Below are 21,639 nucleotides of genomic sequence, written 5' to 3' on the forward strand. Positions count from 1 at the left end.
TATTTTTTCACCGAATGATAATATGTCGCGTGCATTGATTGACCTGACGATCTAACGTCATGCTTCATATCCGAGCAAAAATAAAATCCCCTCCATCGCCATCAGCGAATTGGAGGGGATTTCTATTTATTTCACCGCTTGAAACTCTTCAGCAAGCTCCCGACGAAAGCGTTCCCTTTCCTCAGGCTGCTCCAGGTAAATCGGTTCAACCGCTCTCTTCAGCCACTTCTGCCGATCCGCACGGCTCTCCGCATGCTCTTTAACAAATTGGCGGATGTCATGCAAAAAATCAAGATAAGCTTCGTAGCGTTCATCATAGACGTCCGCTAACTCATTCCGGATCTGCTTGGCCAATGTCGGGCTTGCTCCACTTGTGGACACGCTCAAGACCAGCTTCCCCCGCAAGGCGACTGCCGGGATTTGTGCATTTCCTAAAGCCGGGTTCGAGGCATGGACCACGAGCTTGCCCGCCGCTTTCGCTTGCGCTGCCAGCCGGTCGTTCACCGCTTCGTCATTCGTTACAAGGATCAGCAGAAACGCGTCTTGTACATCAGACCACTCGGCTTCTTTTTTATGTAGAATGACCTTTCCTTCCTTGACCAGCTTGTCAAAGGAAGGATGAAACTCCGGGCTCACCACATGCGGCGTAATATGGAAACGCAATAGATTTTCAACCTTATGGTACGCGATGACTCCCCCACCGACGATGACCACTTTTTCAGACGACACGTCGACCATGATCGGGAACATTCAAATCGACTCCTTTCCAAGTTGCCTCTTCCACCCGCTGCCGAAGTATCCCGCTAATGAGCGGATCGTAGCCGAGCGGAGAGCAAAGCGAGACGGTGGAATCAGTAGCTAGCTGCTGCACAGTCCGTTCCATGCTCTTCATTAAAATACCAGTAAACAGCAAATAAGGCAAAATGAAAACTTGTTTAGCTCCCCTCTGGAGGATGCCATCCAACGCATCTTCAAAAGAAGGTCCGCAAGCGGCTAAAAAACCGATTTCCACTTCAGCTAACCCGGTCCTTTTCTTGAATAGACGTAGGATATCCGTAAAATAATCCTGGACGATCGGATCACTGCTTCCCCGACCGACGATTAGAACGGAAGCATCATCCGGAATGCCTCCGGCCGTTTCCACCATCCGATCCACCAATACCTCCACGAGCTGCGGATGGACCCCGAACGGCTCCCCGTAATAAAGAGGGATACCCGGGTATGGAGCGATCGCTTGCTCCAACGCTTGTGGAATATCATATTTGGCATGACCCGCATGCAATAATAGCACAGGTACTGCAATGATTTCCGTAGCCCCTTGTTCGATACAACGGACGATCCCTTGCCCAATCGACGGTTCCGCCAGCTCTAGGAAACAGGCTTCCTGGATCGGCGCATCGATGGTCAACATCGTTTTTCCAATAAAATCCAAAGCAGCCGTCTGACCGGCCTTCACCCGGCTGCCATGGCAAATATATAATACGGCCTTCATTGTGCTGCTCCTTCTAAAGCACCCTGTGCATCCGCCTGTTCCGCAAACCACTGCAGTTCATCCCGCAGCCGGACGACTTCCCCGATGACAATCATGCTCGGGTTGGTCACGCCTTCCCGTAGGGCCACTTCCACAATCTGGGCCAAATCGCCCGTCACTGTCCGCTGGCTGGAAGTCGTCCCCCAATGGATGAGGGCGACGGGGGTTGTAGGTGGCTTGCCATGTTTCAACAATTGCTCTTGGATATACGGCAAGTTTTTCACTCCCATATAAATGGCCAGCGTATCGATTCCTTTCGCAAGCGCAGCCCACTTCCCCTCTTCCTCTGCACCTTCTTTCCGATGTCCGGTCACGATCGCAAAAGAGGCACTGTAGTCACGGTGTGTAACAGGAATCCCTGCATACGCAGGGGCAGCGATCCCGGACGTAATGCCCGGAACCACTTCAAATTCGACTTGATGCCTGACCGCAAATGACGCTTCTTCGCCACCCCGCCCGAACACAAAGGGATCCCCGCCTTTCAGACGGACGACCTGTTTCCCTTCTTTGGCGTATTTGACCAAAAGGAAATTGATGGAGTCCTGTTGGACGTAATGGTGATCGGGAAGCTTCCCGCAAAAAATGAGTTCCGCTTCCCGTTTCGCGTAATTCAACAGCTCTTCATTCACCAAACGGTCATACAAAATGACATCCGCTTGCTGAATGGCTTTCATCCCTTTGATTGTCAATAAATCCGGATCACCGGGTCCTGCTCCGACAAGCCATATTTTGCCCATCCGGGGTCCCTCCTTTCGTTACAGCCAGTTTCGATCTTTTATATAAGCCACGAGCTGATCGACGCACTCTTCCACGGAATAAATATCTGTACGGAGTGTGATTTCCGGATTGACGGGCGCTTCGTACGGAGAGGAAATCCCGGTGAATTCAGGGATCTCGCCCGCCCGCGCTTTTTTATACAATCCTTTTGGATCTCGTTCTTCACATACTTCCAACGGAGAACTGATATACACTTCGACGAATTCATCTTCCTCCAACAAAGCCCGCACTGTATTCCGGTCTTCCTGGAACGGGGAAATGAATGCCGTGAAAACGACTTGCCCGCTGTCGATGAACAGCTTCGACACTTCCCCGATCCGGCGGATATTCTCTTTTCGCGCTTCATCCGAAAAACCGAGGTCTTTATTCAATCCATGCCGTACATTGTCTCCGTCAAGGACATACACTTTGACGCCCAGGTCAAAGAGGCGTCTGGCAGCTGCATTGGCAATGGTCGATTTGCCGGAACCCGATAAGCCCGTGAAGTAGAACACCGCGCTATGATGCTGATTCTTATGTCGTCTTTCCTCTTTTGACAATGATTGTTCATGCCATACGATATTGTTGGACATCTCTGTTCCTCCTTAGCTGACAGGTTCTTTTTCCCGCAATCCATTGATTAATACTTCCACCACTTCTTTTCTACTGAACTCCGGAGGCGGCACTTGCCCATTCTTCAGCATCTCCCGCACTTTCGTTCCGGACAGGATGACATGCTCCTCACTTGAATGCGGGCAAGTCTTCGGCGTCGCCATATTGCCGCACGCCTTGCAATAAAAACTATGTTCGAAGAATAATAGCGCAATGCCGATTTCCTCTGCCGTGAAATTCGAGAATATTTCCTGCGCTTCATATGTGCCATAATAATTTCCTACTCCGGCATGATCGCGCCCTACAATGAAGTGCGTGCAGCCATAATTTTTCCGGACGATAGCGTGGAATATGGCTTCCCGTGGCCCCGCATAGCGCATGGCAGCCGGGAATACGGCGAGTTGGACACGATCTTTCGGATAGTAATCACGCAGCAATACTTGATAACTTTCCATGCGTACGTCTGCCGGAATATCATCCGATTTCGTCTCACCGACGAGCGGGTTCAACAATAACGCGTCGACAATCTCCAACGCTGTTTTCTGGATGTATTCATGAGCACGATGGACCGGATTGCGCGTTTGGAAACCGACAATCCGCTTCCAGCCTTTTTCCGTAAAAAGCTGTCTCGTGTCCGCGGGATCAAAATAGAAGTCCGTGAAACGAGTTTGCTCAATCCGCTTGATCAACGTAATCGGTCCCCCCAAGTAAATGGAACCCCGCTCCATCACTTTCGCAACGCCCGGATGGGCCCGGTCCGTTGTCTTGTAGACGTTTTGCGCCTCGGTTTCCTGATCCGGTTCGAAGATATCCGTAATCGTCAAAGTGCCATACGTCGATCCGCCGTGGGTCAATAAAACAGTGTCCCCTACAGTGAATGCAGAGGCATCCTGGACAGGAAGAGTGATCGGCAAGCTCCACACCGTGCCATCCGTCAGTCTCATATTGTGGACGACCTGGTTATACTCCGCCTCGGATAAAAATCCCGTCAGCGGACTGTACGCACCGATAGCGATCAATTCCAAGTCGCTTAACGCCATCGCGTCAATTTCTATGCTCTTTTCAATTGTGCTTATATCTTGAGCAGGTTGGTACCGGTTGATCAACTGTCCCCCATGGGCTGGTATCGTAGTCATCTGTTCATCTCCTAAGTTTATATATATTTCATATCTAAATAGTAGGTATAAAAGCTTAAAAAATTAACCCGTATGAAGACCGCACTCGGTTTTTCCAGTGCCGCTCCACCGTCCGGAACGTAAGTCTTCCTCGGAAAAGGCGCGATTGGTGCAAGGCGCACATCCGATACTCGGATAGCCTTGGTCATGAAGCGCATTGTAATCGAGATCATTGTCAGCAACAAATCGCCAAACCTCTTTCCACGTCCAGTGGATCAGCGGACAGACCTTCACTTTCTGGAAGCGGTTGTCTAAATTCAAATACTCCGTGTTCTTCCGCGTATCGGATTGTTCCCTTCGCAGACCCGAAATCCACGCAACGGAAGGGGCAATCGCTTTTTGAAGCGGAATGATCTTCCGCAGTTCGCAACACTTATTCGGATTTGTTTTGAATAAATCCTCGCCATATTCACGGTCTTGTTCTTCCACCGTAATATCCGGATTTTGCATCTGTATACGGAGGGAAGGATACCGTTTCTTCACCTTTTCAATTGTTTCCAGCGTCTCTTTGAAATGATAGCCCGTGTCCAGGAACACAATTTGCGCATCGGGTTTAATTCTGGAAATCAGTTCAATCAGCACAATTCCTTCTATTCCGAAGCTGCACGCATAGACCAATCGCTCTCCATACGTCTGATAGGCCCATTCCAGGACCTCCAGGGCTCCCTTGGTTTCTGAATCTGCTGGAAAAGCTGGTTGACTGTTCTTTTCCCATGACTCGAATGTAAGCATCCACTCGCCTCTCTTTCCGATTACTAATTTCGATTGTATCAGACAATTTAAATTAGTCAATGCTTATTTGATTAGTAGGATTTAATTATTGCCAAGCTCCAAAGGCTCGGCTTGCATTCAACCTGAAGTCTGCACCTCTTTCTCGTTTATTGTATGATTTGATCCGAAAACGAGCATAAGCAGAAAAACGAGTAAAATAATGATATTGATGAATTTCCCCGCACTATAATTTCCGATATTTTCCAAATCAATCCTCCTAACCGACTTTTTCCTATGTATATGCTAATTATCTTACTTCGTATAATGAAGAAAACGGCCCGAACAGTTTTCCGTCCGGACCTCTTTTTCATTTTAAATATCGTCGTGCCCCGGAAAATTCCGACTTATAGGGCTCCGTGTTGATCGAAATGATTTCCACACTCTTTTTGGGATTCGGAGAGTGGATCATTTGTCCATTTCCGATGTACATGCTTACATGGTGCACTTGGCCTTTCCCTTTATTATGCGAAAAGAACATCAAATCGCCTGGCTGCATCTTGTTCTTCGCCACAGCAGTTCCATTTGTCGCTTGGACGGAGGAATCCCGTGGAATCGAGATGCCATGCTGTCGATACACAGTGTACGTGAAACCGGAACAATCCAAGCCGAACCCGGATGTCCCCGCCCATAGATACGGCAAGCCGGTGAAAAGTTTCGCAGTATTGACAATGTCCTTTTGGGTTGGTTTAGCAATGGCTGTCGCGTTTTTCAATAGTTTCGCGTCTTGCTTACGAATAAATTTCACACCATTGGCCGGGGTCTGCACCTGGAGCCATGCGCCTTCCTCTTTCAATACAGGTAAAATGGTGTTGAAACTGATATCCATGAACTTTTTCGAAGTGCCTGCTGTTTCATAAAGCCCTGCTTTTGGGACGCTGACCATTGCCATTTCACAGTTTTTGTAATTCGGATATGTTTCGGTAATATGCGATTTCGGCACCCAGCCCGGATAGCCCGCTTTGTTTTTCGGTGAATACTGGTCTTTCACGGCCACCTGGTACCAGTCACCGCTGCTCTTGAGAATATCGACTTCTTGCCCATAAAGGGCTTGCGTCTCGATTTTTCCGACGAGCCACTGTTTTTGTGGAATGGACATCGTTTTTGTCCACTTGGTCACATCGACGGGCGCGGCGATGGATGGCTTGTCCACTGTACGGGTTTTGTTCGGCTCTTTCCAAAGCGTTGTAACGGCAACATTCACCGTATAGGTTTTCGTATTATCCGGTTTATAGCAGGAGATCGTCTGCTTGAATGCCGGATTCAAAATCCGCGCCAGGAATGTCGCAAAATGGCCACGTGTAATGGAAGCGCCCGGTTTATACGTATTATCCGGGTAACCCGTCGTCACTTGATTGACGAACAGCGTCTTGATGGAATCGGCAGCCCAATGGGACGGATCTACGTCACGGAACGTATAGGCAGTCGTCCCTTTCAAGTCGAATGCTTTGACGAGAATTGCCGCCATCTGAGCGCGAGTCAACTTGTCATTCGGACGGAATTCGCCGTTTAAATTCCCCGCCATGATCCGTTCATCGACGACAGTTGCTATAACAGCATATCCTCGATCTCCCGATTGGACATCTTTCATAACCGGATCAGGTCGATCGGCTGTGTCCAACTGCAACGCACGCACTAACATTTCCGAAGCTTCCAGTCGGGTGATCGCTTGATTGACTCCAAAGGTTTTCGATGGATTCGGCTCGATAATCCCAAGTTCCGCAAGAAAATCGAGCTCTGCTTTTGAAGCATGCTGGTCAGGGACGTCCTGGAAGAGTGGAGCTGCCGACACGGGAACGAAGTTAGCAAACGTAAAGAATATCGCCAAAAGCGGCAACAACAGTTTTTTCATTGCAAAATCTCCCTCATTGTTTTGTTCTATGATGATCTTTCTATAACGTACAGGATAGGATGGGAGATGTATAGTACTTTCTACTAAAAAATTTGTAGATTGAAAGGGTGTACATACCTGCCAAGTTGTCCAACCACCGGGCTGGTTTCCAATGAAGTGAGGGAGATGTCCAACCATTCGCCCTCGGTTTCCAACAATTCCGCTGAGGTGTCCAACCAACTTGGGGAGATGTCCAACCGCCGGGCTGGTTTCCAATGAAGTGAGGGAGATGTCCTACCATTTGCCCTCGTTGTCCAACAATCCCGCTGAGGTGTCCAACCAACTTGGGGAGATGTCCAACCGCCGGGCTGGTTTCCAATGAAGTGAGGGAGATGTCCTACCATTTGCCCTCGGTGTCCAACAATCCCGCTGAGGTGTCCAACCAACCCCGAGAGATGTCCAACCACCGGGCTGGTTTCCAACGAAGTGAGGGAGATGTCCTACCATTCGCCCTTGATGTCCAACAATTCCACGGGGGTCTCCAACCAACCCCGAGAGATGTCCAACCACCGGGCTGGTTTCCAACGAAGTGGGGAAGATGTCCAACCATTCGCCCTCGGTGTCCAACAATCCCGCTGAGGTGTCCAACCAACCTCGAGAGATGTCCAACCACCGGGCAGGTTCCCAACGAAGTGAGGGAGATGTCCTACCATTCGCCCTCGCTGTCCAACAATTCCGCTGAGGTGTCCAACCAACCTGCCAAGTTGTCCAACCAAACTGCCAAGTTGTCCAACCACCGTCAATCCGCCAGGGAGCGTTCACCATTACTCCAAAATAAAAAAGCGTGAAACATCCGCCCCGTGCCGAGGCGTTCCCATTGTTTCACGCTCTTTCTTCCACCACGTCAGTTTTGCAGCAAATGTTCCAGAAAATCTTCGGATACGTATGTTTTCATGCCTTTCAGTTCAGGGGCCTGCTGGAATTTCACGATGCTTTTATTCATGCTGTAAGATTTCTCGCCCCGGACGATTTTGAAGGACAAATTCTGTTTCGTCACCAATGCCCCGTTCTCTTTCGGGAGGGATTGGACATGGTAGCCGAGCTGTTCGGCGATTTTCCGCAACGGTATCATTTTGACCCCGTCTTTCATGTAGTGATCCTCTGCAATCAGTTGCTCAACTTTTGCCAGCTCTTCTGTGACATAGTTCAACGTCATGATTTTTTTCGGCGTAGTTTGAGGCGGGATGCTCCGGGTGGTGGCGTCATAAAAGACGACCAGCTCCAAGTTTTTGCCGTGCAGATCCTTTTCTTCGATGGTCTTTCCTTTTTGATTGACCAATTCCGTCGTCTCTCCGATATTCAATTTCAATTCGCCATCCAGGCTGAGGAATTCATTGTCAAACTTGCCGATCTTCACTTCGCCAAAAACTCCCTCATCCTTTACAATCAGGATTTCAGGCGTCACTGTCGCCGGATAGATCAGGATCATCGGTTTATTTTTGTCGTAATACCCTTCCACGGCATCCCCCACCGCCAATTCCGCTTTCGTCAGCGGCTTCGTCGTTCCGCTGTTGAATACTAAAGAATCGTCATTGACCCGGAAAATCATGATCATGCCCTCTTCATTTTCCACGGTCGCCCGAATTTCACTTTTCCCTTTTTCAATATCCGTAATGACTCCTGCATACTGGATATAATTCGTCGCATCCTCCTGTCGTTCTTCAACAGCTTGCAACGTTGCATCTTGCGCCATGGCAGAGTACCCTCCCATCAAGCTGCCTGTCAATAGGGCCGCCATCGCAATCGTACCCATTTTCTTCATGTTGTCCTCTCCTTTGCATACATTGTCACCCCATTTGACGGGGCAGGACAATAAAAGTTACAGATAGTCTTACCAAAGTTGGGTTAGTTCCGTTGCCCAAAATCGAAAATGCTGAAAAGACCCGCTGAGGAAAGCGGGCCTTTTACTAATCAGACGTAGGTCATTTTTGAATAGCGCTTCACTGAACGCCTTAATTCAAACCTTTTTTATTAAGACACCGGGATGCCGAGGACGGATGCCAACAGTTCCACGGCTTTGTCGATTTCCTCTTTCGTCACGGTGAGCGGCGGTAGAAGACGGATGACATGCGGCCCTGCCTGAACGACTAACAGGCCGGCTTCTTCCGCTTTTGAAATATACGGTGCGACTTCTTCTTGACAAGCGACACCGACGAGAAGACCTGAGCCTCTGACCGTAAACCGATCTTCCGGCAGGCCGGACTTCAATTGCTCGACTAAATACGAAGAGAGTTCATTCACTTGCTTCAAGAAATCGTCTTGGAATACATGGTCGATCACCGTTTGTGCGACGGCCACGCCGAGTGGGTTGCCGCCGAACGTCGTCGCATGCGAGCCGGGACCGAACGCGTCGAATAAAGCCGGTGTTCCGAGCATCGCCCCGATCGGGAATCCTCCGCCCAATCCTTTGGCAAGCGACATGATATCCGGTTTCAAAACAGTCTGCTCATAAGCATAGCGTGTACCAGTCCGGCCGATTCCAGTCTGCACTTCATCCACAATGAGGAGAATGCCTTTCTCTTGGCAAATATCCGAAATGGCTTGCGCAAACTCTGGACTGACCGGATTGACGCCGCCTTCCCCTTGGATGACCTCCAGCATGATCGCCGCCACCTCATCGTCAGCAGCGGCTTTCAGCGCACCGATGTCATTGTAGGGGATCGTCTTGAATTTCTCGAGCAATGGGCCGAACCCTTCTTGGACCTTTTTCTGTCCGGTTGCCGACATGGTCGCGATTGTACGGCCATGGAAAGACTGTTCAAATGTGATGATCGTATGCTTCTGCGTATGTTTGCGTGCCAATTTAATAGCCGCTTCGTTCGCTTCCGCTCCACTGTTGCAGAAGAAGACATGGCCGAAATGCGTGTCATCCACGAGTGACGCTGCCAGTTTTTCTTGTTCCGGACTGGCAAATAAATTGGAAGTATGCCATAATTTCTCACTTTGTTTTTGCACAGCTTCCACGATCGCCGGATGCGCATGCCCGAGACTGACAACTGCAATCCCGCTCGTAAAATCCAAATATTCTTTTCCTTGGTCGTCCACGACCCGGGTCCCTTGCCCCTCTACAAGATGGACCGGTCGCCGCGCATAGTTGTTGAATAAAGCACTCAAGCCGTAACCCCCTCACTGCGTATATCCGTCCCGCTTAAATGCTGATCGACAATCTTGACGGACGGAATGCCCGCCGACAAGCAAGCAAGAGCCGCTTCCACTTTCGGCACCATACCGCCATAAATGTCGCCAGTCTCAATCCATTTTGTAATGGAAGATGGCGAAACGGTTGGTTGCACTTCATCATGGACCCGGATGCCGGGTGTATCCGTCACGAGCAGCAGACTATCCGCTTCCACTGCAAGCGCAATCCGGCTCGCGACAGTATCCCCGTTAATATTAAGCGGCTTGCCGTCTTCAGAAACACCGATGCAGGATAGTACCGGCATGAAGCCTGCATCCGTCACCTTCTCCAACACTTCCGTCTGGATGTTCTGGATTTCCCCGACATTGCCATAGACCTTTTCATCTAAAAAGCTGCATGTAATCAGTTGCCCGTCGAATCCGCTCAAGCCTATCGCGGCAATGCCCTCGTTATTCAGCTGATGGACCAAAGCCGGATTCACTTTGCCAATCAAGGTTGATTGGACGATGCCGATCGCCTCGTCGGACGTAACACGGATGCCGTTCACCGCTGTCGAGGTGACACCGCTTCTAGCAAGTTCCTGATTGATGGCCGGACCGCCGCCATGGACGATGATCGGAGCCACTCCATCCGCCATCAATTGTTTCAGTTGAATGAAGAACTGTTCGCTCAAACCTTCCAGCATGCTGCCGCCTAATTTAATGACAATCCGCTTACGTTCTGTAAGTGGCGTTGATTTGGACGTAGTCATATGTCAAGTCGCACCCCCATGCCAATCCTTGCCCTTCTCCCTGATGGAGCTGGACGACAATTTTCACTTCAGGCTGTTTCAAGTATTCACGCAAATGCTCTTCCGAGAAGCTGATCGGCTCTCCGCTTTCGACGACCGTTGTATCGCCGATCTGGATACTGATCGCATTCGGATCGACAGTCGCGCCGCTATAGCCGACCGCTGCGATAATCCGTCCCCAGTTCGCATCGCAACCGAAGACCGCAGTTTTGACTAATGGGGAACCGACGACCGTTTTGGCGATTTTCCGTGCTTCTTCATCAGAGACGGCTCCGGCAACTTCGGTTTCGATCAGTTTCGTCGCCCCTTCGCCGTCTTTCGCGATCATCTTCGCCAAGTCTTGTGCCACGGCATGCAAGGTTTGAACGAAATTATCCCACTCCGGGTGGTCCGGTGTCAGGGATTCATTTTCCGCCATGCCGTTTGCCAACAGGAGGACCGTGTCATTCGTCGAAGTGTCTCCATCGACCGTGATGGCGTTGAATGTCAGATCCGTCACCGTTTTAAGCGCCGTCTGCAAATGAGGCGTCTCCACATTCGCATCAGTTGTAATGAACCCGAGCATCGTCGCCATATTCGGTTCGATCATTCCGGAGCCTTTCGCCGTGCCGGCAATGGTGATTTCCTTGCCATCGATGACCGTGATGTACGCGGTGTTTTTCGTCACCGTATCTGTTGTCAATAACGCTTGGGAAAACTGGATCGAACCTTCCAGACCGTAGCTCGGCTCGATTTTTTTGATTCCTTTAATAATCGGGACCATGTTCATCTTTTCTCCGATGACACCTGTGGAGGCGACCCCTACGAGATGAGTGGCGATGCCAAGCTTTTCCGCCGTCATTTCCTGCATGGCATAGGCATCTTCCATACCTTGTTTGCCCGTGCACGCATTGGCGTTTCCGGAATTGATGATGATTGCTTGCATCTTCCCTTCGTGGGCGATTGCTTCTTTCGTGACGTAAAGAGGAGCCGCCTGGACGGCATTTGTCGTGAAGACACCTGCGACATTGGCTGGCACTTCACTGACAAGCAACCCGAGATCATTCTTTTTATGTTTCAGACCGCAATGGATGCCGTCCGCTTTAAATCCTTTCGGCGAAAGGATGTTATAGCCGGAGATTCGTTTCATGGAAACTGTTTTCGTTGTCATCGTACTACCTCCAAATTAGATGAATGCCGGGACTAGTTCGAGGCCCGTTTCTTCGTCCAGTCCGAACTGGACGTTCATGTTCTGGATCGCTTGCCCTGCCGCCCCTTTAACCAAGTTGTCTATAACGGACACGATGGTAGCACGATTGGTTCGTGGATCGACTTTCACATGGATGTCGCAATAGTTCGAGCCGTACACTTGATTCGTACCGAATTTATTGGCTTCCCGGATGATCCGGACGAACGGTTTGCCGGCATACGCTTCTTCCAGACAATTGACGAGATCCTGTTCCGTGACCCCGTCCGCGACCGCAGCGTAGCTTGTCGAGAGGATCCCCCGTGTCATCGGGACAAGATGGGTGCTGAACGTAATCGGCGGCGCTTCGTGAGCAAATAGTGAAAATGCCTGCTCGATCTCCGGGATATGCTGGTGCTGATTTAATTTATAAATAGCTGTATTTTCATTCGTCTCACTGAAATGAGTCATCTGATTCGGTTGGTTGCCCGCTCCGGAAACACCGCTTTTCGCGTCGATGATGAGCTGGGACGGATCGATCAGCTCCTCTTTCAATAAAGGCAAAAGCGAGAGAAGGACCGCTGTCGGATAGCAACCTGGATTCGCGATCAGCTGTCCGTCGGCAATCGCTTCTTTATTCCACTCGGTCAGGCCATATACGCTTTCTGCAACCGCGGCTGCCGGAGCCGGCTCTTTTTTATACCATTCCTCATAGAGCGCCAAATCCTTCAAACGGAAATCCCCGGACAAATCGATCAGCTTCGGGCCTTTTCCGACCAGTGGCGGAAATAACTGGCTTGCGACGCCTGCGGGTGCACTCGAGAACACAACATCAAATTGTGCCAATCTATCATTCTCAATCCGCTGTAGGGGTTGATCGAATATCTTCATAAGATGTGAATATTTCTGTGAAAAAATCGTCCCTTCTTCAGACGATGTGAATAAAGTTAATTGTCCGACTTCAGGGTGGTTATGAAGAAAACGAATTAATTCGAGACCACCGTAGCCTGAAGCTCCAATAATTCCAACCTTCATGCCAATCACCTCAACTACATGTTAGGATTAGTATAGTGTTGTATAAATATAAAGTCAACAGTATTTTTATGTATTGCTTGTTTTTCTGAAATGTTACCGTTTTCAAGAATGAATGCTAGTTTTTCGGACCGCCAGCAACGTACAACACTTGCCCATTAATAAATGAGGAACGTTCATCCGCGAAAAATGCGACAGCATGGGCAATATCTTCAGGCTGTCCGCTACGACCAACAGGAATCCGGCGAACGCTTGCCTGCACCAATTCTTCAAAATGGATGCCCAAGCGATTAGCAGTTGCCTTGGTCATATCGGTTTCAATAAAGCCCGGTGCGACAGAGTTGGCGGTAATACCGAATTTGCCCAACTCGATTGCCAAAGTTTTCGTGAAACCTTGCAACCCCGCCTTAGCCGTTGCATAGTTCGCCTGTCCCCGATTACCTAATGCAGAAGTCGAAGATATCGTCACAATGCGCCCGTACCGCTGATTCACCATGTATTGCTGAACTGCCTGGCTTGCATAAAAAGCCCCTTTCAAATGAACATCCATCACAGTGAGCCAGTCGTCATCCGTCATTTTGAAGAGTAAATTATCCCGGGTGACGCCTGCATTATTCACCAAAATATCGATTGAGCCAAACCGCTCATATACAGATGCCATCGCATCTTCGACCTGCTTCCGATCCGTCACACTGGCATGGATCCCCGAAATGTCAAATCCCATTTCATTCATTTCACTTACCGTCTTGTCCAGCGCTTCCTGATTGACATCCAAAATGGCGACATTTGCTCCTTCCGTCGCGAATTCCTCCGCGATCTTCCGGCCGATGCCTTGACTCCCACCCGTCACAATCGCGGTTTTGCCCGAGAAACGTTTTTCCATTCACAACCTTCTCCCTTCCATGAATTATCTAACTATAGTTCATCATACCATTGTCTACATTCTCTCGGAGAATCAAATTCCCAGAATTGATTTGTGGCTAAAGAAGACAGTATGCTATACTGGGTTTAGTAACTGGTCCTATTAGCAGATATGAAAATAAATGGGGGTTATGAACATGGATCTACTTAATTTAAAAGGAAAAAACATCGTGGTTATGGGCGTCGCGAATGAGCGGAGCCTGGCTTGGGGAGTGGCGAAATCGTTGTTTTCCGTTGGGGCGAACGTCATCTTCACATATCGGAAAGAACGCTCGCTTGCGAAAATGGAGAAGGCATTGGAATCAGGCAACTATGAAGCGCGCATGATCGTCCAATGCGACGTCAATGACGATGCCAGCATGCATGAAGCATTCACGAAAATCGGCGAGGAGGTCGGCGTCATCCACGGTGTGGTCCACTCCGTAGCATTCGCCCATGCTGAAGACCTCCGTAATGATTTCGTCGAAACAACGAGAAGCGGGTATGCGTTCGCACAAGATACAAGTTCGTACTCCCTCATCGCTGCCGCGAAAGAAGCGCGTCCGTATATGAAGGAAGGCGGATCCATCGTAACGATGAGTTATCTCGGTGCCGAGCGAGTACTCGACGGCTACAATGTCATGGGCGTAGCGAAAGCGGCATTGGAAGCATCCGTCCGCTATTTGGCCAACGACCTCGGGAAAGACAATATCCGCGTCAACGCGATTTCCGCCGGCGCCGTCCGGACACTTTCCGCAAAAGGGGTTCCTTCATTCAACACGATCCTGTCGCAAATTGAGGAGAAAGCTCCATTGAAGCGCAATGTCACGCAAGAAGAAGTCGCTGAAATGACCATCGCCATGCTCAGCAAACTATCCAGCGGTGTCACGGGCGAAACAATCTACGTCGATGCCGGCTATCATATTATGGGTTGAATCAATTACAGCTGTCCCGTTGAATTCGGGGCAGCTGTTTTGCGTACCAATTGTAATTGGAAGCATATCCAAACCAACCAGATATTTCTTCGAATAGCTACCGCAACTACTGTTTACACTAGGACAATCAGGTGATAAATCAACTGATGACTGTGGGGAGGTTAATACCTCCCCGTTTATTATTTGGGAACATTCTAACTGTGTTACGGATTATAAAAGGAATAAATTTGGGAGGTTCTGAAATGACGAAAAACATGAACACGAATTCCAATGCCGGCAAGAAAAAGGAGGACCCCAATACGTATACAGCCTATGGAGACCCCGTGAAATCCTCTTCTCCTCCGATTAATCAAAATTTCAAACAAGCCAATTCCACTATTGCCGAAAGTACCCAGGAGAGAAAGTCATTGAAATAGGATGTGGTCCTGTCTATACGATGTCGCTTTTTACAGGATGAACCACCAGCTGTCCGAAACAAACTCGGACAGCTTTTTTCTGATTCGAAAGTCCTGTTTCGGGATTAAAATTGTGAACTTGACGGATAAAACGAGGAATATGACGGATAACGCTGTAAATTTGACTGATACTTCAACAGAAGTGGATGATATAGTTGTAAACTTGACGGATATTTCTTTGCCTCCAAGTGATTGCCGAAAAAATCATGCGGTATTAGCAGATCAGCTACATCGTAAAGGGGCTGTCCATTCCCAGGCAGCCCCTTTCCCTCATTTCTTCACTTGTTTCATCAATTGCTTATTCCCTTTAGTGATGATGTTTTCGTAATCGATATATTCGTAAATATCATCGGTGATCTGGCTGCTGAACTTCGCTAATTCCTCGATCGTCAAATCCTCGATCGCCTTCTTCTGTTCCTCGCAATAGATGATCAGCTTCCCGACAATCTCATGCGCATCCCGGAATGCGGTCCCTTTGCTCACTAAATAATCCGCCACTTCCGTTGCGTTCAGGAAGCCTGCCTTGATGGCCGCTTTCATCCGGTCCGCGTTCACTTCCAGCGTGTCAATCATTCTTGCCATGATTTCCATGCAGTCCATGACCGTATCTAGCGCATCGAAAAACTGCTCCTTGTCTTCCTGCATATCCTTATTGTATGTCAACGGCAGCCCTTTCAGCGTCGTCAACAATGAAAAGAGCGACCCGTACACACGGCCTGTCTTCCCGCGGATCAACTCGGCAGCATCCGGGTTTTTCTTCTGTGGCATGATACTGCTCCCCGTTGAATACGCATCGGACATCGTGATGAATTTGAACTCCTGGCTGCTCCAGAGGATGAGTTCTTCGCTCAAACGGCTCAGGTGCATCATAATGATGGAGAAATCGGACATCAATTCCAGCAAGTAATCGCGGTCACTGACGCCATCCAGAAAATTGTCGACCGGTTTTGCAAAGCCGAGCTGCGATGTCGTCACCGTGCGGTCGATATGATGCGTCGTCCCTGCCAATGCGCCGCAGCCGAGCGGATTTTCATCCAAAATCTCGATGGCGGAAGCAATCCGCTTTTTATCCCGTGCAAACATTTGGGCATAGGCGCCGAGATGGTGGCTGAACGTCACAACTTGTGCCCGTTGCAAATGAGTATATCCCGGCATGATGACATTATTGGCAGCCCCTTTTTCATGCAATGAATCGATGAGCACTTGCAGGCTCTCCATCACTTCTGCCGCCTTATTTTTTGCATACAAGCGCATATCGACGGCCACTTGGTCATTCCGGCTGCGAGCCGTATGCAGTTTTTTCCCCGTCTCCCCGATGCGCTCCGTCAACTGCATTTCCACAAAAGAATGGATATCTTCATAATTTCCCTCGATTTTCAATTCCCCTGATTCGATATCTTGAAGGATCGATTGCAGGCCATTGCTGAGAAGTTCCCCTTCTTCCTCCGTCAGTAAATGACAATGGACGAGCATCGTCACATGCGCTAAACTGCCCGTGATATCTTCTTTATATAAACGATGGTCGACTGGCAATGATGTATTGAACTGTTCCATGATTTCATCCGCACGGCTCGTAAAGCGTCCACCCCAAAGCTTCATATCTATCTCAACCTTCCAGAATGAATTTTTATACAGTATAGTGTATTATAATTAACCCAATTGAATATTGCAATACATTCTGCGGTTTTTCATTTGCACCAAATGCGCTTATCTGCCAACAGATGCGGTATACTTTATGGATGAAGGAGCTGAAATGAATGGAGAAACATTTTCCGATTGAAACGATTGAGCGTTGCCAAAAAGAGACGGAAGCAGTCATACAGGAAGAGACTGGCGACTTTCTGAGCAGAAGCGTTTCTTACCTGAAAGAAAACACGGAAGAATTTCTATATATCGAGTCACCTGCGTTTGAGGCCATTCGGATCGATGCGTTAGTGCTCGAAATCGATGATGTCTTCCAAACGTACACCGCTCTGTTCGGATTGGGGCTGCAAAAGAAATTACGCGAGCCGATGAAGTCATTCCTTGATGCAAATTTGCAAGGGGACGGCATCCAATACAGCATGCTGTTCTCCGGGGAAGACGGAGTTTGGGATGTCAATGTGACGTTGAATGGCATGGCAGGCTTTGATGAAACTCTTACGTTGGAACAGGCGGTTCAATTGGTGGTCCGATTCGTTGCCGACTTAGTTGACGCAGCGAAGGATGGGAATTGATTGGACAACAGACAGTTTATTTATACGTATAGCCGGCATCGGGATGAGCATGATCTGTGCCGGCTGGAGATGCGGGCATTTTTCGGATTCGATGTGGCGTCCAATATTTTGATCAGCCCTTTGGAAATCGACCCGAGCCGAAGCCCTTTCATGAAGGAGCGGCTCGATGTGCTACGGGAAGCTGACACATTGGAGGAACTGTATCGCAAAATCGAATCCGTCGATAGCGGCAATCGGACTTTCAAAGTGCTCTGTTTGAATTCAACCGACCTCGGGGATACGAAAAAGATCGGCCACGCGAATCGGCGGAAAATCGAACGGGATGCCGGCTTGCGGATTCCAGGCGAACCGGATTTGAATGAACCGCAGCTAACGTATGGGATTGTGCGGCAGGACGGCCGCTGGTATTTCGGGGAGCACAAGCCAAGTGAAGCGGTGTGGTACGAGCACCAGCAAAAGCCGCATATGTATTCCACGGCACTCGGCACCCGGCTGGCACGGGCCGTCGTGAATATTGCAGTCCCCTTCCCGGAAGGCATCCGGGCGATCGATCCGTGCTGCGGCATCGGGACCGTGCTCGTCGAAGCGCTCTCGATGGACATTGCGATGAAAGGCCGGGACATCAATCCGCTCGTCGTCTGGGGATCAAGGAAGAATATCAAGCATTTCGGACTGGAAGGGGACGTGGCGATCGGACCGATTGCCGAGGTTGCGGACGAATACGACGTCGCCATCATCGACATGCCGTATAACCTATTCACCCATATTACGGACGAGGGCCAGCTCGACATTTTGAAGGAGGCGCGGCGCTTCACGAAGAAGTTGGTCGTCGTCACTATCGATACGATCGATCACATGATCCACGAAGCCGGTTTTTCCATCATGGACCGATGTGTCGCGAAGAAAGGGACCTTTTCCAGACAAATTCTTGTTTGTGAATGAACGGTTTATACCAGGCTGCCCGGGAAGGCAGCTTGGTTTTTTATCGCCAGCCATGTTTGCTTGCACTCCCGTATGGATTGCTTGCATTCAATGAATGACTTCTTACACTCCACTCCGTATTGCTTGCCCTCATCTTGCCATTTCTTGCGCCCGCTTGCCGATTGCTTGCAATTAAGAACCCAAAAATGGACTACCCGCGACTTCAGGCAACCACTATAAAAAAGAGGGGCTGTCCAGAAAGTGGATTTTCCGGTTAAACACGCAAAAAGCAAGGGCTCTGGTCGCTTTCCGCGGGCCAGCCGAAGAGCCTCCTCCGGCTTACAGCCGTGCGGGGTCTCGTCGGCCGGCTTTTCCGCAGGAGTCTCCCGGCGCCCTTGCTTTTTGCTAGTATCCAACTCTGTGCCTGGACTTTTCGGACAGCCCCCCTTTCTTCATTTGCTCAATTCCGCCGTATAATCCGCTAACAGCCTTGCGCCATACCCCGTCGCCGATTTTGTATAATAGCCGGATGCTTTTGACTTGTCCATGACGCCCGCCATATCGACATGCAGCCATTTGGCCCCGTCCGGCACGAACCGCCGTAGGAAGAGGGCGGCGGTGATCGAGCCCGCTTCGCTCATGGAGCTGATATTGTTCATGTCCGCGTAATCGCTCGACAGAGACTGATCATACGATTCGATCAATGGCATCGGCCAGATGAAATCCCCGTTGCGGTCCCCGATCCGTTTCATTGTCGCGGATAGCTCCTCATCCCCGAAGACACCGCCTATTTCCGTGCCGAGCGCATTGACGATGGCGCCTGTCAACGTGGCAATGTCAACGATATACTCCGCTTGGCGTTCGCCCGCCCGGATCAACCCATCCGCCAAGATGAGCCGGCCTTCCGCATCCGTATTGCCGACTTGGACAGTCAATCCATTCTTATAATGAATCACTTCGCCCGGCAAGACGGATTGGTTATCCGGCATATTTTCCACTATCGGAATGAGGGCGACGACGTTAACTCTCGCCTTCGATTTTGCAAGCAAGGACATCGCTCCCGCGACTGCGGCGGCTCCTCCCATATCCATCCGCATATCGCTGATATCTTTCCCGCTCTTCAAGCTGATGCCGCCCGTATCGAAGGTAACCCCTTTTCCGACAAGCGCTACGAGAGGCTTGGAAGCGTCCCCTTGATAAATGAGTTCGACGAACCGTGGTTGATACTTGCTTCCTCGGCAGACGGTCAGGACGCCGTTCATTTCCGCTTGGCGGATTTTCCCTTCATCCCATACATCCACTTCCACGTCCGTTTCTTTAAAGTGGAGCTTCAGCACTTCAGGAAATGCCTCGGGATGCAGGACGTTCGGTACTTCATTCATCAAATCACGGGAAAAAGTGACCGCTTCGGCCCGGATTTTTCCCGTTGCGACGAAAGGTTCCACCCCTTCTCCGGATAATTCCAATTCCGTCTGGAACGGGGTGATATCCGATTGATAGCGGGTGAATTGATACGCCCCCAATTCCCAACCTTCCACAAAGGCCGTCAGCAAGTCTCCTTTTTCACTAGACGGGAACAAAGCAGTCAAGGATGCTTCCTCCAGTTTCGCGATACCCACTTTGGAAGCACTTACGTTTCTGGAGATATTCCCTGCCAAGTTGCGGATTTTCTCCAAAGAGGGATTGGCTATCTTCTTTATAACGACATAGTGGGCGTCCCCAAAGAACAGAGAGCAATGATCACCCGGCTGATTAGCTACAAATCGCTTGACTGCGTCGTTTTTTTGTATGGTCGCATCGTCCTGATACATGATTCTCACGGCATTCGTCATTTCATTTCCTCCTCATACATCCAATTGACCTTCACACTCTATCATACGTATTCTCAACGCTTCTCCGCAAGAACGAGGAAAAACGTCGCGAATGGACCAAGGAATAAAGATAGGAGAAACCAATTCAATCCACTTCGGTTTTTCCCTTGGGCAATTCCCGCATTGATGAGTGCCAACGTTCCCCATCCGACGACATAACTTCCATTATCCATCTGAATCCCTCCGATTTTGCTGCTATTACGTTTACGTTCTTCAGCAAGGAAAGTTCCGGAACAACTGTGGTACACTTTTCCTAATTACCGAAACGGAGGTCGACCTATATGAAACGATGGGATCACCAAGGCATTATTGATCGATTCGAAGCAAATCGCGATGGCGCACAAGCGGCTCCGATGGCTGCCTATATGAAAAACCATTTCCCCTTCCTCGGGATCAAAAGCCCGCTGCGCCAACAATTACTAAGAGAACAATTCAAAGAATATGAGTTGCCTGGAAAGGATCTGCTCTTCGAGGAAGTGTGGACATTATACAATTTGCCGGAACGGGAGTACCAATATGCAGCGATCGCTTTATTGGAAAAGATGAAAAAGCATCTGACAATCGATGATTTGCCGGTTTTACGTCAACTGATCGAATCCAAGTCTTGGTGGGATAGCGTGGATACCATCGCTCCGAAGCTCGTCGGCCATATTGTATTCCATGATCGGGAGGAAGGTGGCCCCGTGATGGCGAAATGGTCGCAATCCGGCAATATGTGGACAAACCGTTCAGCCATCCTTCACCAACTGAAATATAAGAATGGAACGGATACTTCCCTTTTATCTAAAATCATTGAGCAGCATTCATCTTCCGGCGAGTTTTTCATCCAGAAAGCGATTGGCTGGAGCTTGCGCGAGTATGCCAAAACCGATCCGAACTGGGTACGGACCTTCGTCGCGACACACTCATTGAAACCGTTAAGCAAACGGGAAGCATTGAAACACATTACAAGCATCGAATGAGATGCTTTTTTATTTCATTTCAAACAGTACCTTGCATAGAATAGTACCGTGTGATATATTATTGTCAATAACTACCTAGCATGGGACGCTACTGTCTATTGATTGGTAGTGAAAGGAGCGTACAGCAGGTGAATGTGCAGTTCAAAAAAGGAGTACTGAATTTATGCGTGCTCGTCCTTCTAGACAAGCAAGATCGATACGGGTACGAACTCGTCCAGAAAATTTCAGATCAGATTTCCATTTCGGAAGGCTCCGTTTACCCGTTGCTGCGCCGGTTAACTAAAGACGGCTATTTTACAACATATTTGCAAGAATCGAACGAAGGCCCGCCTCGTAAATATTATAAGTTGACCGACAGTGGCCGGGCTTATTTGCAGGAACAGCTGGATGAATGGCGCAGTTTCACGGAAGGCGTTAATAATTTGATCGAGGAGAGTGTCCGGAATGACATAGACTCCTCAGATTAGAAACCCATCTATAGGCCTGGAGTTTTAATTTCCAAGACATTAAAAAACGGGAG

Annotated in this window: 23 protein-coding genes; 6 read left to right on the forward strand and 17 right to left on the reverse strand. The window is 49.4% G+C overall.

Going from position 1 to position 21,639, the window contains the following annotated elements; translation table 11 throughout:
- Positions 1 to 126: 126 nt before the first annotated feature.
- From OXB_RS17625 to fabG, 14 genes are all read right to left on the reverse strand, one after another.
- Positions 127 to 750, reverse strand: coding sequence for an NAD(P)-dependent oxidoreductase (locus OXB_RS17625; RefSeq protein WP_041075983.1), 624 nt, complete (start codon positions 748 to 750; stop codon positions 127 to 129).
- Positions 719 to 1,492 (reverse strand): sirohydrochlorin chelatase, encoded by a 774-nt coding sequence (locus OXB_RS17630; protein ID WP_041075985.1) that lies wholly within the window; start codon positions 1,490 to 1,492, stop codon positions 719 to 721. Before OXB_RS17630 ends, OXB_RS17625 begins: the two co-directional genes overlap by 32 nt.
- Positions 1,489 to 2,268 carry a uroporphyrinogen-III C-methyltransferase gene (gene cobA, locus OXB_RS17635; RefSeq protein WP_041075987.1) on the reverse strand — a complete coding sequence of 260 codons (780 nt, stop codon included), beginning with the start codon at positions 2,266 to 2,268 and terminating at the stop codon, positions 1,489 to 1,491. The genes OXB_RS17630 and cobA overlap by 4 nt, the downstream gene beginning before the upstream one ends.
- 18 nt (positions 2,269 to 2,286) lie before the next feature.
- Positions 2,287 to 2,880 carry an adenylyl-sulfate kinase gene (cysC, locus tag OXB_RS17640; RefSeq protein ID WP_041075989.1) on the reverse strand — a complete coding sequence of 198 codons (594 nt, stop codon included), beginning with the start codon at positions 2,878 to 2,880 and terminating at the stop codon, positions 2,287 to 2,289.
- 12 nt (positions 2,881 to 2,892) lie between these two features.
- Complete coding sequence (sat, locus tag OXB_RS17645; protein WP_041075991.1) at positions 2,893 to 4,035, reverse strand: sulfate adenylyltransferase; 1,143 nt, start codon at positions 4,033 to 4,035, stop codon at positions 2,893 to 2,895.
- Between the two features lie 63 nt (positions 4,036 to 4,098).
- Positions 4,099 to 4,806 carry a phosphoadenylyl-sulfate reductase gene (locus OXB_RS17650; RefSeq protein ID WP_041075993.1) on the reverse strand — a complete coding sequence of 236 codons (708 nt, stop codon included), beginning with the start codon at positions 4,804 to 4,806 and terminating at the stop codon, positions 4,099 to 4,101.
- 117 nt (positions 4,807 to 4,923) lie between these two features.
- A complete protein-coding gene (locus tag OXB_RS19340; protein WP_269447817.1) occupies positions 4,924 to 5,052 on the reverse strand; it encodes a hypothetical protein in 129 nt (42 codons plus the stop codon).
- Positions 5,053 to 5,152: 100 nt separating this feature from the next.
- Positions 5,153 to 6,694, reverse strand: a complete 1,542-nt coding sequence (locus tag OXB_RS18560; RefSeq protein ID WP_158333775.1) for an S-layer homology domain-containing protein — start codon at positions 6,692 to 6,694, stop codon at positions 5,153 to 5,155.
- Positions 6,695 to 7,577: 883 nt separating this feature from the next.
- The gene (locus OXB_RS17660; protein WP_041075995.1) at positions 7,578 to 8,495 is read right to left on the reverse strand and encodes a stalk domain-containing protein; all 918 of its coding nucleotides are present in this window, start codon (positions 8,493 to 8,495) and stop codon (positions 7,578 to 7,580) included.
- Between the two features lie 209 nt (positions 8,496 to 8,704).
- A complete protein-coding gene (locus OXB_RS17665; protein ID WP_041075997.1) occupies positions 8,705 to 9,847 on the reverse strand; it encodes an acetylornithine transaminase in 1,143 nt (380 codons plus the stop codon).
- Positions 9,844 to 10,623 (reverse strand): acetylglutamate kinase, encoded by a 780-nt coding sequence (argB, locus tag OXB_RS17670; protein ID WP_041075999.1) that lies wholly within the window; start codon positions 10,621 to 10,623, stop codon positions 9,844 to 9,846. Before argB ends, OXB_RS17665 begins: the two co-directional genes overlap by 4 nt.
- Complete coding sequence (argJ, locus tag OXB_RS17675; protein ID WP_041076002.1) at positions 10,586 to 11,812, reverse strand: bifunctional ornithine acetyltransferase/N-acetylglutamate synthase; 1,227 nt, start codon at positions 11,810 to 11,812, stop codon at positions 10,586 to 10,588. The genes argB and argJ overlap by 38 nt, the downstream gene beginning before the upstream one ends.
- Before the next feature lie 15 nt (positions 11,813 to 11,827).
- Positions 11,828 to 12,862, reverse strand: coding sequence for an N-acetyl-gamma-glutamyl-phosphate reductase (argC, locus tag OXB_RS17680; RefSeq protein ID WP_041076004.1), 1,035 nt, complete (start codon positions 12,860 to 12,862; stop codon positions 11,828 to 11,830).
- 115 nt (positions 12,863 to 12,977) lie between these two features.
- Positions 12,978 to 13,742 (reverse strand): 3-oxoacyl-ACP reductase FabG, encoded by a 765-nt coding sequence (fabG, locus tag OXB_RS17685; RefSeq protein WP_041076006.1) that lies wholly within the window; start codon positions 13,740 to 13,742, stop codon positions 12,978 to 12,980.
- A gap of 169 nt (positions 13,743 to 13,911) precedes the next feature.
- On the opposite strand from fabG, the gene OXB_RS17690 reads away from it, so the two are divergent.
- Both OXB_RS17690 and OXB_RS19000 read left to right on the forward strand, forming a co-directional pair.
- A complete protein-coding gene (locus tag OXB_RS17690; RefSeq protein WP_269447818.1) occupies positions 13,912 to 14,694 on the forward strand; it encodes an SDR family oxidoreductase in 783 nt (260 codons plus the stop codon).
- A 242-nt stretch (positions 14,695 to 14,936) separates the two neighbouring features.
- Positions 14,937 to 15,110 (forward strand): hypothetical protein, encoded by a 174-nt coding sequence (locus tag OXB_RS19000; protein ID WP_158333777.1) that lies wholly within the window; start codon positions 14,937 to 14,939, stop codon positions 15,108 to 15,110.
- 309 nt (positions 15,111 to 15,419) lie between these two features.
- Here the strand turns inward: OXB_RS19000 and argH are convergent, their stop codons facing one another.
- Positions 15,420 to 16,748: an argininosuccinate lyase gene (argH, locus tag OXB_RS17695; RefSeq protein WP_041076011.1), complete on the reverse strand. Its 1,329-nt coding sequence runs from the start codon at positions 16,746 to 16,748 to the stop codon at positions 15,420 to 15,422.
- Between the two features lie 158 nt (positions 16,749 to 16,906).
- Here argH and OXB_RS17700 point away from each other — a divergent pair, with 158 nt between their 5' ends.
- Positions 16,907 to 17,365, forward strand: coding sequence for a hypothetical protein (locus OXB_RS17700; RefSeq protein WP_041076013.1), 459 nt, complete (start codon positions 16,907 to 16,909; stop codon positions 17,363 to 17,365).
- Positions 17,366 to 18,307: a TRM11 family SAM-dependent methyltransferase gene (locus OXB_RS17705; protein WP_041076016.1), complete on the forward strand. Its 942-nt coding sequence runs from the start codon at positions 17,366 to 17,368 to the stop codon at positions 18,305 to 18,307.
- Between the two features lie 431 nt (positions 18,308 to 18,738).
- On the opposite strand, the gene OXB_RS17715 is transcribed toward OXB_RS17705, so the two are convergent.
- Both OXB_RS17715 and OXB_RS19115 read right to left on the reverse strand, forming a co-directional pair.
- Entirely contained in the window at positions 18,739 to 20,118 is a 1,380-nt protein-coding gene (locus OXB_RS17715) for a leucyl aminopeptidase family protein (RefSeq protein ID WP_041076020.1), read from the reverse strand.
- 53 nt (positions 20,119 to 20,171) lie between these two features.
- Positions 20,172 to 20,330, reverse strand: a complete 159-nt coding sequence (locus tag OXB_RS19115) for a hypothetical protein (RefSeq protein ID WP_173426027.1) — start codon at positions 20,328 to 20,330, stop codon at positions 20,172 to 20,174.
- A gap of 108 nt (positions 20,331 to 20,438) precedes the next feature.
- On the opposite strand from OXB_RS19115, the gene OXB_RS17720 reads away from it, so the two are divergent.
- Complete coding sequence (locus tag OXB_RS17720; RefSeq protein WP_041076022.1) at positions 20,439 to 21,119, forward strand: DNA alkylation repair protein; 681 nt, start codon at positions 20,439 to 20,441, stop codon at positions 21,117 to 21,119.
- Positions 21,120 to 21,247: 128 nt separating this feature from the next.
- On the forward strand, positions 21,248 to 21,586 hold the full coding sequence (locus tag OXB_RS17725) for a PadR family transcriptional regulator (protein WP_041076024.1): 339 nt from the start codon (positions 21,248 to 21,250) through the stop codon (positions 21,584 to 21,586).
- Positions 21,587 to 21,639 lie beyond the last annotated feature (53 nt).

It is taken from the genome of Bacillus sp. OxB-1 (genome assembly GCF_000829195.1).
Lineage (GTDB): Bacteria > Bacillota > Bacilli > Bacillales_A > Planococcaceae > Sporosarcina.